General features: G+C 68.1%; 13 protein-coding genes. 10 read left to right on the forward strand and 3 right to left on the reverse strand.

The window, feature by feature from the left end:
• The first annotated feature begins 63 nt into the window (after positions 1-63).
• From ACTJLD_RS12055 to ACTJLD_RS12080, 6 genes are all read left to right on the forward strand, one after another.
• Positions 64-1,449: an amino acid permease gene (locus ACTJLD_RS12055; RefSeq protein ID WP_440658836.1), complete on the forward strand. Its 1,386-nt coding sequence runs from the start codon at positions 64-66 to the stop codon at positions 1,447-1,449.
• Positions 1,450-1,494: 45 nt separating this feature from the next.
• Positions 1,495-2,697 (forward strand): amino acid aminotransferase, encoded by a 1,203-nt coding sequence (locus ACTJLD_RS12060; protein WP_027791545.1) that lies wholly within the window; start codon positions 1,495-1,497, stop codon positions 2,695-2,697.
• Positions 2,698-2,861: 164 nt separating this feature from the next.
• Entirely contained in the window at positions 2,862-3,260 is a 399-nt protein-coding gene (locus ACTJLD_RS12065; RefSeq protein ID WP_021159171.1) for a DUF488 domain-containing protein, read from the forward strand.
• A 161-nt stretch (positions 3,261-3,421) separates the two neighbouring features.
• Positions 3,422-3,706 carry a DUF1488 domain-containing protein gene (locus tag ACTJLD_RS12070; RefSeq protein ID WP_027791546.1) on the forward strand — a complete coding sequence of 95 codons (285 nt, stop codon included), beginning with the start codon at positions 3,422-3,424 and terminating at the stop codon, positions 3,704-3,706.
• 22 nt (positions 3,707-3,728) lie between these two features.
• The gene (locus ACTJLD_RS12075) at positions 3,729-3,968 is read left to right on the forward strand and encodes a hypothetical protein (protein ID WP_006479066.1); all 240 of its coding nucleotides are present in this window, start codon (positions 3,729-3,731) and stop codon (positions 3,966-3,968) included.
• A gap of 155 nt (positions 3,969-4,123) precedes the next feature.
• Positions 4,124-4,474 carry a hypothetical protein gene (locus tag ACTJLD_RS12080; protein ID WP_027791547.1) on the forward strand — a complete coding sequence of 117 codons (351 nt, stop codon included), beginning with the start codon at positions 4,124-4,126 and terminating at the stop codon, positions 4,472-4,474.
• Positions 4,475-4,522: 48 nt separating this feature from the next.
• On the opposite strand, the gene ACTJLD_RS12085 is transcribed toward ACTJLD_RS12080, so the two are convergent.
• The 3 genes from ACTJLD_RS12085 to lhpI all read right to left on the reverse strand — a co-directional run bounded on the left by ACTJLD_RS12085 (position 4,523) and on the right by lhpI (position 6,826).
• The gene (locus ACTJLD_RS12085) at positions 4,523-5,302 is read right to left on the reverse strand and encodes a helix-turn-helix domain-containing protein (RefSeq protein WP_021159167.1); all 780 of its coding nucleotides are present in this window, start codon (positions 5,300-5,302) and stop codon (positions 4,523-4,525) included.
• 16 nt (positions 5,303-5,318) lie between these two features.
• Complete coding sequence (locus tag ACTJLD_RS12090; protein WP_027791549.1) at positions 5,319-5,723, reverse strand: response regulator transcription factor; 405 nt, start codon at positions 5,721-5,723, stop codon at positions 5,319-5,321.
• 167 nt (positions 5,724-5,890) lie between these two features.
• The gene (lhpI, locus tag ACTJLD_RS12095) at positions 5,891-6,826 is read right to left on the reverse strand and encodes a bifunctional Delta(1)-pyrroline-2-carboxylate/Delta(1)-piperideine-2-carboxylate reductase (RefSeq protein WP_440658838.1); all 936 of its coding nucleotides are present in this window, start codon (positions 6,824-6,826) and stop codon (positions 5,891-5,893) included.
• Between the two features lie 263 nt (positions 6,827-7,089).
• On the opposite strand from lhpI, the gene ACTJLD_RS12100 reads away from it, so the two are divergent.
• The 4 genes from ACTJLD_RS12100 (at position 7,090) to ACTJLD_RS12115 (ending at position 12,921) form a co-directional block, all read left to right on the forward strand.
• Entirely contained in the window at positions 7,090-7,827 is a 738-nt protein-coding gene (locus ACTJLD_RS12100; protein ID WP_059683474.1) for a FadR/GntR family transcriptional regulator, read from the forward strand.
• 121 nt (positions 7,828-7,948) lie between these two features.
• Positions 7,949-9,070: a branched-chain amino acid ABC transporter substrate-binding protein gene (locus ACTJLD_RS12105; protein ID WP_059694892.1), complete on the forward strand. Its 1,122-nt coding sequence runs from the start codon at positions 7,949-7,951 to the stop codon at positions 9,068-9,070.
• Between the two features lie 81 nt (positions 9,071-9,151).
• Entirely contained in the window at positions 9,152-10,159 is a 1,008-nt protein-coding gene (gene lhpH / locus ACTJLD_RS12110; RefSeq protein ID WP_021159162.1) for a trans-3-hydroxy-L-proline dehydratase, read from the forward strand.
• A 173-nt stretch (positions 10,160-10,332) separates the two neighbouring features.
• A complete protein-coding gene (locus ACTJLD_RS12115; protein WP_440658840.1) occupies positions 10,333-12,921 on the forward strand; it encodes a penicillin-binding protein 1A in 2,589 nt (862 codons plus the stop codon).
• Positions 12,922-12,946 lie beyond the last annotated feature (25 nt).

Below are 12,946 nucleotides of genomic sequence, written 5' to 3' on the forward strand. Positions count from 1 at the left end.
CGCCCGGCACACCGAGGCGCGCCGCACCCCGCTTCAGGCGGAGGCGGACAGAGTGGAGAAGACATGGTTTCTGGAAACGAGAGCGACGGCCTGAAGCGCGGGCTGAAGAACCGGCACATCCAGCTGATTGCGCTCGGCGGCGCGCTCGGCACGGGGCTGTTCCTCGGTATCGCGCAGACGATCAAGATGGCGGGCCCGTCCGTGCTGCTCGGTTACGCGGTGGCCGGCATCGTCGCGTTCTTCATCATGCGCCAGCTCGGCGAGATGGTCGTCGACGAGCCCGTCGCCGGCTCGTTCAGCTACTTCGCCAACAAGTACGTCGGCCACTTCACCGGCTTCCTGTCGGGCTGGAACTACTGGGTGCTGTACATCCTCGTCAGCATGGCCGAGCTGTCGGCCGTCGGGATCTACGTGCAGTACTGGTGGCCCGGCGTGCCGACCTGGGTGTCGGCGCTGGTGTTCTTCGTCGCGATCAACCTGCTCAACCTGGCGAGCGTCAAGTCGTACGGCGAGACGGAATTCTGGTTCTCGATCATCAAGGTCGCCGCGATCGTCGGCATGATCGGCTTCGGCGGCTGGCTGCTCGCGAGCGGCCATGCAGGCCCGGAGGCGAGCGTCCGGAACCTGTGGCAGCACGGCGGCTTCTTCCCGAACGGCGTGTCGGGGCTCGTGATGTCGATGGCCGCCATCATGTTCTCGTTCGGCGGGCTGGAGTTGATCGGCATCACCGCGGCCGAGGCCGACGATCCGAAGCGCAGCATTCCGCGCGCGACCAACCAGGTGATCTACCGGATCCTGATTTTCTACATCGGCGCGCTCGCCGTACTGCTGTCGCTGTATCCGTGGGAAAAGGTCGTCACCGGCGGCAGCCCGTTCGTCCTGATCTTCCGCGCGCTGAGCAGCAACCTGGTGGCCAACGTGCTGAACGTGGTCGTGCTGACGGCCGCACTGTCGGTCTACAACAGCGGCGTGTACAGCAACAGCCGGATGCTGTTCGGCCTCGCGCAGCAGGGCAATGCGCCGAAGGTGCTGTGCTCGGTGAACAGGCGCGGCATTCCGCTCGCCGCGCTCGGCGCGTCGGCGCTCGCGACCGGTGTGTGCGTGCTGGTCAACTACTTCATGCCGGGCAAGGCGTTCGAGGTGCTGATGGGCCTCGTCGTGTCGGCGCTGATCATCAACTGGGCGATGATCACGCTGATCCACCTGAAGTTCCGCCAGGCGAAGCGTGCGGCCCGGGAGGAGACTTCCTTCCGCAGTCTGGGCTATCCTTTCACGAATTACCTGTGCCTGGCATTCATGGCCGGCATTCTCGTCGTGATGTACCTGACGCCGGATCTCCGCCTGTCGGTGTACCTGATCCCGGTATGGCTCGCGGTGCTCGCGGTCGGGTATCGCTTCCGTCAGAAGAATGCAGGCTATGCGGTGCACGACGGCGCATCCGCACGCTGACGCAGGCCGGCCCGATCATTCTTCCAAACGAGACAGACTCAAGCCATGTTCGAACACATCGACGCGTACCCGGGCGACCCGATCCTGACGCTCAACGAGAACTTCCAGAAAGATCCGCGCGACCAGAAGGTCAACCTGAGCATCGGCATCTACTTCGACGCCGAAGGCCGGATTCCGGTGATGGGCGCCGTGCGCGAAGCCGAAACCGCGCTGCAGCGCGACCTCGGCGCGAAGCCGTACCTGCCGATGGTCGGCCTCGCCGCGTATCGCGATGCCGTGCAGGCGCTCGTGTTCGGCGCCGATCACCCGGCCCGCGCGGCCGGCCGCATCGCGACGCTGCAGACGCTCGGCGGCTCCGGCGCACTGAAGGTGGGCGCCGATTTCCTGAAGCGCTATTTCCCGGATTCGCAGGTGTGGCTCAGCGATCCGAGCTGGGAAAACCACCGCTTCATCTTCGAGCGCGCCGGCTTCACGGTGAACACGTATCCGTACTACGACGAGGCGACGGGCGGCCTGAAGTTCGACGCGATGCTCGCGGCGATCGACGCGCTGCCGGCGCGCAGCATCGTGCTGCTGCACGCGTGCTGCCATAACCCGACCGGCGTCGACCTCGACGAAGGCCAGTGGGAGAAGCTGATCGACGTGATCGAGGCGCGCGGGCTGCTGCCGTTCGTCGACATGGCCTACCAGGGCTTCGGCGCGGGCCTCGACGCGGACGCGTTCGCGGTGCGCGAACTGGCCCGCCGCGGCGTGCCGGCGCTGGTCGCGAACTCGTTCTCGAAGAACTTCTCGCTGTACGGCGAACGCGTGGGCGGCCTGAGCGTCGTCTGCGAGGATGCCGCCGCGGCCGACCGCGTGCTCGGCCAGCTGGCCGGTGCCGTGCGCTCGAACTACAGCAACCCGCAGACCTACGGCGCGAAGGTCGTGGCCACCGTGCTCGGCACGCCGGCACTGCGCAAGCAGTGGGAAGAGGAACTGGCGGCGATGTGCCGCCGCATCGCGCGGATGCGCCAGTCGATCCATGACGGCCTGCGCGACCACGTCAGCGGCGAGGCACTGACGCGCTACGTGAAGCAGCGCGGCATGTTCACGTACACGGGCCTGACCGAATCGCAGGTCGACGCGCTGCGCGAAGTGCACGGCGTGTACATCCTGCGTTCGGGCCGGATGTGCGTCGCGGGACTGAACGACTCGAACGTCGCCATCGTCGCCGATGCGATCGGCAAGGTGCTGAAGAGCGGCGTCTGATCGCGGCGCGCCCCGGCGCGCAACGCGGCTGGCCGAACCGGCTGTCTCCCGCAAGGGGGCAGCCGGTTTTTCTTTGTGCGGCCGCAATGTCCGCCACCCGGCTGACGGGGGCGCAGGCGCGGCGGTACGATCACGCAATCGGACGCAACACGAAAAGGAGCGACATGGGCATCCGGATCATCCAGCTCGGCACGCCGCGCGCGGCCGGCGAGGGCCTGCGGATCGGCACGGTGCGGCGGCCGCCGCGCGGCGTGCCGAAGGCGGAATTCGCGTCGCGCAACTACTATGATGTATGGCTGCCGACGTTGTCGCCGAGCCCGGAACTCGTCGCGCAGGCGCAGGCCGCCGAAACGGACGCCGAATGGAACGCGTTCCGGCGTCACTTCCGCGCGGAGATGGCGCATGGCGACGCGCCGAAGGTGCTCGACCTGCTGGCGGCGCTGTCGGCGACCACCGCGTTCTCGATCGGCTGCTATTGCGACGACGAACGCCATTGCCACCGCAGCGTGCTGCGCGAACTGCTCGCGGAACGCGGTGCGACGATCGAGCCCGACGCGGGTTGAACGTGGGTTGAAGGCGGGTTGAAAGCGAGCGAGGGGGCGTCGCGCAGTCGCGGCCGGCACGCTGCCGCGCCGTCCATCGTGCAGCGCAGCGAACCCGTTGACGTGGGTCAAGCGTGGAGGCGCGCGCGCCACTATGCTCTTGTCATGGAGCCATCACGACGATGACAGGCGGACAGATGCAGATTGCCTTCCCGCCGGAACCGCCCGAATATTGCGCACGCGACCTGGTCGTGGCGTTTTCGGCGCTGGTCGACGGACGTTGCGTGCAGTGCGCGGTCACGGCCGAGGCGCTGGAAGATCATTTCGGCGCGCCGTCGCTGCTCGAACGCGACCTGCTGGCCGCATTCGAAGCGCACCGGTCGGCGATCGAGGCGATGGCGCGACGCATGCTCGAGGAAATCGGCGGCCGGCCGGTGCTGCTGCACAGCGGCCACTTCCGGCTCTGAGACGGATACAGCAGGAGGGTGCATGACACTGCAGGGCAACATTCACGAACGCGACTGGTCCGTCGAAGTCGAGACGCGCCCGTGCGAATCGGGCGAATTCCGCTGCCGCGTGTCGGTCGAGCATGGCGCCGGCGCCGCGCGCTTTCACCATACGTTCGAGCACAGCCATGCGTATCCGACCGAGCGTGAGGCGATGATCGAAGGGCTGCGGGCAGGCATGACATGGATCGAGATGAAGGCGTCTCAGACCTTCAACGTATGAACGATCCCGCGCCGACGAAGGCGCGGGCAGACTATCGGCCGGGCAGCGATCGAAGAAATCGCGCCGTGCCACGGGCAACACGTGCCGCCGCATGTCGATGCGGGCGGCATATGCAAGGCGGTCGACGAGCGGGCGGCCCCGTCAGGAGACACGACATGGGCGTGGGCATGCAGATCGCCTGCCATGGATTCGCGGGTACCGCCGCGATCGAAGCCGAAGCCGGCGCGCTGCTGGTGCGGCTCGAGCGCTTCCGCGCGCTGATCGACGGCTGCCACCTCGCCATCGAATCGCGCGCCGCCGCCGATGGCGCGCGCCGGTACGACGTGCGGCTCGACCTCGTGATGCGCGACACGTCGCTCTGGCTGCTGCCGGCGTGTGTCGGCGACGACATGGACGACACGCTGCGCCGCGCGTTCATGCAGGCCGAACAGGCGCTGATCGCATGCCAGGCGGGCGGTGCAAGGGTGGGGCTGCGCGATGCGGCGGCAGGCAGCGCGGCGCAATGAGGCATCGCACGCGATGCCGCGCCGGCGGCCGGGCGCCGGCGCGCCCGGTCAGACCCGGGCGAGCGCTTGCGAGTCGATGATGCGCACGCGCTTGCCGCGCGTTTCGACCAGCGCTTCGCGATGGAACCGCGAGAACATCCGGCTGACGGTTTCGAGCTTCATCCCGAGATAGCAGCCGATTTCCTCGCGCGTCATCCGCAGGTTGAATTCCGTCGCCGAATAGCCGCGTGCCTCGAAGCGCGACGACAGGTTCAGCAGGAATTGCGCGACGCGCTGTTCGGCCGACATCGTGCCGAGCAGCAGCATCTGGCTCGATTCGCGGACGATCTCGCTGCTCAGCATCTGGTAGAGGAAGTGCTGCATCGGCTTGATCTCGCGGCACGCCGCTTCGAGCGCGCCGAACGGGATGATGCACACGACGCTGTCTTCGAGCGCGATCGCGTCGCAGCAGTGCTGGCCGCTGCCGATGCCGTCCATCCCGAGCGTTTCACCGGCAATCTGGAAGCCCGTCACGTGCTCGCGGCCGTCGCGATGCATCATCACCGTCTTGAACGAACCCGCGCGCACCGCGTAGATGCTCTGGAACGGATCGTCGGTGCGGAACAGCGCGTCGCCCTGGCGCACCTGCCGGGTCGTGCAGATGATCGCGTCGAGGCGGCCGTATTCGGCGGCCGTCAGTTGCGGCGGCAGGCACATCGAGCGCATCGCGCACGCCGAGCAGCGCGCGGCGGGATGCTTGGCGGCGTCGGCACGCGTGACCGCGCGAAGCGGAATCGTCGGCCGGGGCGTGATGGATACGTCGGCGGCGCAGGCGGTGGCTGTGGACATGAGTCACTCCGGCTCGTCAGGGGCGGTGCACGCGAGCGTGCACCAGGGATTCGATGACGCGGCATGCGGCGTCGAATTCGACGGTCTTGTCGAAGAAGTAGTCGGCTCCGGCCGACGCGCATGCCTCTCTGAATGCCGGCGCCGAGTGATTCGTCAGCACGATCGTGACGATGCGCGGCGCGGCCTTCGACAGCGTCCCGATCAGGTCGAGGCCGCTGCCGTCCGCCAGCCGCAGGTCGACGATCACGACATCCGCCTGGCTGCTGCGGATGTGCGTCCACGCGTCCTGGCCGTCTTCCGCCTCGCCCACGACGGCGACACCGCGGATCGCGCCGACGAGCAGCGCGATCCGCTGTCGGACGGCGACGGCGTGATCGACGAGAAACACCCGGAGCGCGGCGGGCAACTGGCTGGCATTCATGCCGGCAGTATCGTGTTGCGCCGCCGAAAATGAAATCGGCCGAATTGGAAGTTGATGTAGGCCGCGGCGACGCGTTGTAGGGCGATTCCTACAACGCGTACGGGAAACCGCCGGAGCGGCCCCGGTGTGACGTGCCGCCTGTGGGGCAGGCGGGTCGTGCTGCCGGATCAGCCGGCCCGGCGCGCGTCCAGCGCATCGCGCGCGGTTCGGCACGCGGCCAGATCCCACGCCGCACAGCCGACGCTCTTGAACAGCAGCGGCCCGGTGCGGTCGAATGCGCCGCCCAGCACGTCGGCGAGCGACGCGACCTGCTGCCAGTCGACCTGCGCGACGATCAGGTCGCCGGCTTCGTGGCGGGCGCCGGCCGGATCGTCGACGACCAGCCGGCTGGCACGCACGGTGTTCGAGTCGATTTCCGCGGCATCCGCGGTGAACGCGCCGACGCCGACCACGAGCCGGCCTTCGCGCGCGGCTTCGCGGTAGACGGGCGTGCGGCTCGTCGTCAGCGTCACGACGACGTCGATCGCATCGGGAACCGCGTCGCCGTCGAGCGGTGCGAGATGCGGCGCGTGCGCGCGGTGCGCGGCGCAGAATGCCGCCGCGCTGTCGGCGCGATTGCCGCGCACGTGCAGGCGCGCGTCGGGAAAGATCGCCGCGAGCGCTTCCGCGTGATTGGCCGCCTGCTTGCCGGTGCCGATCAACAGGATGTCGCGCGGCGCGGCGCCGTGCAGCGCCTGGATGCCGAGCGCGGTGATGGCCGCCGTGCGGCGTCCGGTGACCGTCGGGCCGTCGAGCGCGAAGCGCATTTCGCCGGTGGTCGCGTCGTACGCGGTCACCTGGCCGAGGATCGTCGGCAGCCCGCGCGCGCCGTTGCCCGGGCACACGTTCACGAGCTTGTGGGTCGCGAGGTCACGCGCGCTCGACGGCATCGACAGCATCACGCCGCCGGCCTGCAGCGGCACGACCAGGCGCTCGGGGCTGACGATTTCGCCCGCCGCATAGTCGGCGACGGCCTGCCTGAGCGTGGCGAGCAGCGCCGGGTAGTCGAGCAGCGCGGCCGTGTCGGCCGCATCGAAAACGGGAATCGGGGAAAGCGTGGTCATCGTGTACGTCGCATGCGTCGGTGAGCGTGGACGACGGGCGCGTGCCGCGCCCGCCACAAATCTGCCGGGTACCGTGACACAGGGCAGTGTGGATCGAATCTATACCACTTGCTGGCCCGTCTGCAACCCAGAAAATAAAGCGCCTTGCCGGTTTTGGTTCTAATATCTGTCCAGAAGAGCCGCCATGGCCTCGATGCCGGCGCGCTCCGGTATAGTGCGAACCCATTCCAGATTCACGCCCGCGACCGGGCAGGAGCTACACGATGATGTCCGCGCGTCCCGACTCACTCGAAGGCGGATTCAAGCCGCTGCAGATCTACGAGCAGGTGGCCGAGAAGATCCGCGACGAGATTCGCGCGGGGCGCTACGCCGCCGAGTCGCGGCTGCCGTCCGAGCGCGAGCTCGCGGGGCTGTTCCAGGTCGGCCGGCCGGCCGTGCGCGAAGCGCTCGGCGCGCTGCAGAACGAAGGGCTCGTGTTTACGAAGCGCAATTCGGGCACCTACGTGGTCGCGGCGCCGCTCGACGTGCTCGCGCAGCGCGGCGACACGCACGAGGCGTCAGAAGCCGATTTCAGCCCGACGTCGACGCTCGACGTGCGGTTGATCCTCGAGCCGGCGATCGCGCGCCTCGCGGCCGCGCACGGCCGGGCCGACCCCGGCGCCGAACGCTACCTGGCCCAGATGGAAACCATTACCGATGTCGACGATCCACATCAGCGGGCGCTGTGGAACGAGAGCGACCGGTTGTTCCACCGGCAACTCGCGTTGATGACCGGCGACGCGCTGATCGTGAAGATCGCGGACGAAGTCGCGAAGACGATGGACCAGCCGCTGTGGAAGCGGCTGAAGGACGACGGCATCTACGACGCCGGCCGGATCCGGCTCTACGTGTCCGAGCATCGGCTGATCTACGAGGCGATCGTGTCGGGCGACGCCGATGCGGCGGCGTTCTATGTCGAGCAGCACATCCGCCGCGTGCGGCGCGACATCGCGCCGAAGTGACCGCGTCGAAATCGTTCTGGTCTGAAAAATGACCAGAATCGAACACTTTATTTTGAAATTGCTTGCGCGGTGACCACGCGTGTCCTACATTGGTTTCACACAAAACCAATCAGGAGACATCATGCGACACCTCGTTACCGCGCTTTCGGTGGCCATTGCCGCCGGCGCGCTGACTTCCGCGCACGCGCAGGAAGTCGTGATGATCGGCCATTCGGCGCCGCTGACCGGCCCGCAGGCCGCGAACGGCAAGGACAATGAAAACGGCGCGCGCCTGGCCGTCGACGAACTCAACAAGGCCGGCATCAAGGTCGCCGGCAAGACCGTCACGTTCAAACTGGTTTCCGACGACGACCAGGCCGACCCGAAAGCGGGCGTGCAGGTGGCGCAGAACCTCGTCGACAAGGGCGTCGTCGCGGTGCTCGGCCCGTACAACTCGGGCGTCGCGATTCCCGCATCGCGCGTGTACTCGAATGCCGGCGTGCCGATGCTGCCGGTCGCATCGAACCCGGCGCTGACCAAGCAGGGCTTCAAGAACATCTTCCGGATCGGCGCGAGCGACGAGCAGCTCGGCGGCACGATGGCCACGTTCGCCGCGAAGACGCTGAACGCGAAAACCGCCGCCGTGATCGACGATCGCACCGCGTACGGGCAGGGCGTCGCCGAACAGTTCATGAACGTCGCGAAGGCGAACGGGATCAGGATCGTCGACCAGGAATTCACGAACTCGTCGGCCACCGATTTCCTCGGCATCCTCACCAAGATCAAGGCCAGCAACCCCGACGTGATCTTCCTCGGCGGCTATGCGGCGCAGGGTGCGCCGATGGCCAAGCAGATGAAGCAGCGCGGCCTGCGCGCGAAGCTGCTCGGCGGCGACGGCATCTGCTCGGCCGACATGGGCAAGGTCGCGGGCGACGCGGCATCGATCGTCTACTGCGCGCAGGGCGGCGTCGCGCTCGAGAAGACGGCGGCCGGCCGCGAATTCCTGAAGAAGTACCACGACACGTATCACACCGATACGCAGGTCTACGGCGTGAACTACTACGACGGGATGAAGCTGCTCGCCGACGCGATGGTCAAGGCCGGTACGACCACCGACAAGGCGAAGCTGATCGCGCAGCTCGCGAAGTCGAACTACGCGGGCGTCGCGGGCACCTATTCGTTCGACGCGAACGGCGACCTGAAGGGCGCGCCGACGACCGTCTACGTGATCCGCAACGGCCTGCCGGAACCGTACGCGAAATAAGCGACGCACCAAGCGCCGCACAAGCCTGTCACCGGACGGCGGCGCGACCGCCGTCCTTCGTTTCCACGCATCCGATCGACCATGAAAATTTCCCGATCCCTTTCCACCGTCGAAGTGCATACGGGCGGCGAAGCGTTCCGCATCGTCACGAGCGGGCTGCCGAGACTGCCGGGCGACACGATCGTCCAGCGCCGCGCGTGGCTCAAGGAGAACGCCGACGAGATCCGCCGCGCGCTGATGTTCGAACCGCGCGGCCACGCCGACATGTACGGCGGCTACCTCACCGAGCCGGTGTCGCCGAATGCCGATTTCGGCGTGATCTTCGTGCACAACGAAGGCTACAGCGACCATTGCGGACACGGCGTGATCGCGCTGTCGACCGCCGCCGTCGAGCTCGGCTGGGTGCAGCGCACGGTGCCGGAAACGCGGGTCGGCATCGACGCGCCGTGCGGCTTCATCGAGGCTTTCGTGAAGTGGGACGGCGAGCATGCGGGGCCGGTGCGCTTCGTCAACGTGCCGTCGTTCATCTGGCAACGCGACGTGTCGGTCGAGACGCCGTCGTTCGGCACCGTGACCGGCGACATCGCGTACGGCGGCGCGTTCTATTTCTACGTCGACGGCGCGCCGTTCGACCTGCCGGTGCGCGAAGCGGCAGTGGAAAGGCTGATCCGCTTCGGCGCGGAAGTGAAGGCCGCCGCGAACGCGAAATACCCGGTCGTGCATCCGGAGATTCCGGAAATCAACCACATCTACGGCACGATCATCGCGAACGCGCCGCGCCATCCGGGCTCGACGCAGGCGAACTGCTGCGTGTTCGCGGATCGCGAGGTCGACCGCTCGCCGACGGGCTCCGGTACCGGCGGCCGGGTCGCGCAGCTCTACCAGCGCGGGTTGCTCGCGGCCGGCGACACGCTCGTCAACGAATCGATCGTCGGCACGGTCTTCAAGGGGCGCGTACTGCGCGAAACGACGGTCGGCGGCATGCCGGCCGTGATTCCGGAAGTGGAAGGCAGCGCGCATATCTGCGGGTTCGCGAACTGGATCGTCGACGAGCGCGATCCGCTGACCTACGGTTTTCTCGTGCGCTGAGTCGCCGCGCCGATCGGCCGCGCGTTGCGCGGCTTCCCGTTTGTCGTACCAGGCTTGGCGCGTCGTTCCCGTCAGGGAGCGCGCGCCTTTTTTGCGTGCGAACCGGCGCCCGGCCGCCCGTGCAGGCGGGCGCGACGCCGTCGCGGTTCGGTGGGCCGCGCGAGTTTGGTACGATGCACCCTTTTCAGCCGAGCTCCACCCGCGTGAATCGCCGAAACGTGTCGTCAGTGCGTGACTTCTGTGCCAGATGGGTCGCGCGCGCCCAACCCGTCGCGGCTGCCGCCGTCGCGCGGGTCAAGCCTCTCGCCGCCGTTGCGTGGCGCCACCTGCGTCATCCGACGCGCCGCGGCGTGCTGCTCGCGGGCGCCGCCGTGCCGGCGCTGTTCGTGGTGTACGTGGTCGCGCTCATCCCGTTTACGCCGGGCATCGGCGACATCCGCAAGGCGCGTGTCGACCAGCCCGCGCAGGTGCTGTCCGCCGACGGCAAGCTGCTGGCCGAATTCAAGCCGTCGAACCGGGAATGGGTGCCGCTCAAGCAGATCTCGCCGCACATGGTCGACGCACTGATCGCGACCGAGGATCACCGCTTCTACGAGCACCACGGCCTCGACTGGAAGCGCACGGCATCGGCCGCGCTCCATACGTTCTCGGGCAGCCGCCAGGGCGGCTCGACGATCACGCAGCAGCTCGCGCGCAACCTCTATCCGGACGAAATCGGCCGCGCGCCGACGCTCACGCGCAAGGTGAAGGAGGCGATCACCGCGCTGAAGATCGAGGCCGTCTACAGCAAGGACCAGATCCTCGAGACCTACCTGAACACGGTGCCATTCCTGTACAACGCGTACGGTGTCGAAATGGCCGCGCGCACCTATTTCGACAAGTCCGCCGACGAGCTCGATGTGCTCGACAGCGCGACGCTCGTCGGGATGCTGAAGGGGAACAGCTACTACAACCCGGTGCTGAACCCCGAGCGCGCGCTGCAGCGGCGCAATACGGTGCTCGGCCAGATGGTGAAGTACGGCAAGCTGTCGCCCGCGCAGTTCGCGCAATTGCAGCGCCGGCCGTTGCGGATCGATTTCGAGCGCCAGAAGGAGCCGCCCGGGCCGGCACCGCATTTCGCGCAGCAACTTCGCAAATGGCTGATCGCGTGGGCCGACCGCAACGACTACAACATCTACGCGGACGGGCTGATCGTGCGCACGACGATCGACTCGCGGCTGCAGCAGATGGCGACGCAGGCGCTCACGCTGCAGGGCAACCAGTTGCAGGGCATCGCGAACAACGCGTGGAGCGGCCGCGACGGCTGTGGCACCGACAACGAGGTATTCCGCACCTTCATGCGCGAGTCGCCCGAGTACAAGGTCGCGCAGGACGCCGGCAAGGACGACGCGGCCGCGATGAAGCTGCTCGCGGCCGACCGCGGTTTCATGCGTGCGCTGTGCAAGACCAAGACCGACGTGCAGGCCGGTTTCCTCGCGATCGACCCGCGCAACGGGCAGATCCGCGCGTGGGTCGGCAGCCGCGACTTCACCAGCGAGCCGTTCGACCACGTCGCGCAGGCGCGGCGCCAGCCGGGCTCGACGTTCAAGCCGTTCGTCTATGGCGCCGCGTTCGCGAGCGGAATGAAGCCGGACGACACGTTCATCGACCAGCCGGTCGAGATCCCGTTGAAGGGCGGCGAGATCTGGCGGCCGAACGACGACGTGCCGCCGTCGGGCAAGCCGATGACGCTGCGCGACGCGGTTGCGCTGTCGCGCAACCGGATCACCGCGCAGGTGATGGAGAAGGTCGGGCCGGGTGCCGTCGCGCGGCTGGCGCGCGACATGGGGGTGCGCGAAAGCCCGCTCGAACGCGTGCCGTCGCTCGCGCTCGGCACGAGCCCCGTCACGCTGAAGGAAATGGTCGCGTCGTACGCGACGATCGCGAACGGCGGGCTGTACGTCGAGCCGCAGATGGTCACGCGCATCGAGAACCGCCAGGGCGACGTGCTCGCCGAATACGCGCCGGCGCCGCCCGAGCGCGCGCTCGACGCCGAAACCGACAAGACGCTGCTCAGCGTGATGCGCGACGTCGTGACGCGGGGCACGGGCGGCAGCATCCGCACGCGCTTCGGGATCCGCGGCGACGTGGCCGGCAAGACGGGCACGACGCAGGACAACGCGGACGGCTGGTTCATCCTGATGCAGCCCGGCCTCGTTGCCGGCGCGTGGGTCGGTTTCGACGACGGCCGCGTGACGTTGCGCAGCGATTACTGGGGGCAGGGCGCGCACAGCGCGCTGCCGATCGTCGGCGATTTCTTCCAGCGTGCGCAGCGCGCCCGGATCGTCGACACGAAGGCGAAATTCGATACCGAGCCGTCGCCTGGCTGGTTCGCGTCGCTGCGCGAGCGCGTGACGGACCTGTTCGACACATGGTTCCCGCCCAAGCCTGAAAAGGCGCCCGCGCCGGTCAGGACGCAGCGGGTGGAGCGCGCGCCCGAGGCTGACACCGGCACGGAATCGACCGCCTCGGCCGCCTCCGCGCCGGAAGCGGCATCGGGTGGCATCGTCGAGGAATGGGTACCGGCGTCCGAAGTGGCCGCGTCGGCTGCCGCGCTGTCGGCCGGCGCTTCGCAACCGCAGCCCGCTCAGCCGCCAGCGGGTGCGAGCATGCCAGGCGGGGGCGGTTCGGGCCCCGGTGCTGCGCCGGCCGCCGCTCCTTCGGCTGCGCCGGCCCAGCCGCCCGTGCCGGCTGCTCCCGACGCGAGCGGCGCGTCGCAGTAACGGAGCCGTTCAGATTTCGCGCGCG

The sequence above is a fragment of the Burkholderia sp. 22088 genome (assembly GCF_052045915.1).
GTDB lineage: Bacteria > Pseudomonadota > Gammaproteobacteria > Burkholderiales > Burkholderiaceae > Burkholderia > Burkholderia cepacia.

Bases quoted from the DNA above. Each gene is read 5' to 3' on its own strand.
- ACTJLD_RS12055 (WP_440658836.1), top strand. From the start codon at position 64: ATGGTTTCTGGAAACGAGAGCGACGGCCTGAAGCGCGGGCTGAAGAAC.
- ACTJLD_RS12060 (WP_027791545.1), top strand. From the start codon at position 1,495: ATGTTCGAACACATCGACGCGTACCCGGGCGACCCGATCCTGACGCTC.
- ACTJLD_RS12065 (WP_021159171.1), top strand. From the start codon at position 2,862: ATGGGCATCCGGATCATCCAGCTCGGCACGCCGCGCGCGGCCGGCGAG.
- ACTJLD_RS12070 (WP_027791546.1), top strand. From the start codon at position 3,422: ATGACAGGCGGACAGATGCAGATTGCCTTCCCGCCGGAACCGCCCGAA.
- ACTJLD_RS12075 (WP_006479066.1), top strand. From the start codon at position 3,729: ATGACACTGCAGGGCAACATTCACGAACGCGACTGGTCCGTCGAAGTC.
- ACTJLD_RS12080 (WP_027791547.1), top strand. From the start codon at position 4,124: ATGGGCGTGGGCATGCAGATCGCCTGCCATGGATTCGCGGGTACCGCC.
- ACTJLD_RS12085 (WP_021159167.1), bottom strand. From the start codon at position 5,302: ATGTCCACAGCCACCGCCTGCGCCGCCGACGTATCCATCACGCCCCGG.
- ACTJLD_RS12090 (WP_027791549.1), bottom strand. From the start codon at position 5,723: ATGAATGCCAGCCAGTTGCCCGCCGCGCTCCGGGTGTTTCTCGTCGAT.
- lhpI (WP_440658838.1), bottom strand. From the start codon at position 6,826: ATGACCACGCTTTCCCCGATTCCCGTTTTCGATGCGGCCGACACGGCC.
- ACTJLD_RS12100 (WP_059683474.1), top strand. From the start codon at position 7,090: ATGATGTCCGCGCGTCCCGACTCACTCGAAGGCGGATTCAAGCCGCTG.
- ACTJLD_RS12105 (WP_059694892.1), top strand. From the start codon at position 7,949: ATGCGACACCTCGTTACCGCGCTTTCGGTGGCCATTGCCGCCGGCGCG.
- lhpH (WP_021159162.1), top strand. From the start codon at position 9,152: ATGAAAATTTCCCGATCCCTTTCCACCGTCGAAGTGCATACGGGCGGC.
- ACTJLD_RS12115 (WP_440658840.1), top strand. From the start codon at position 10,333: ATGCACCCTTTTCAGCCGAGCTCCACCCGCGTGAATCGCCGAAACGTG.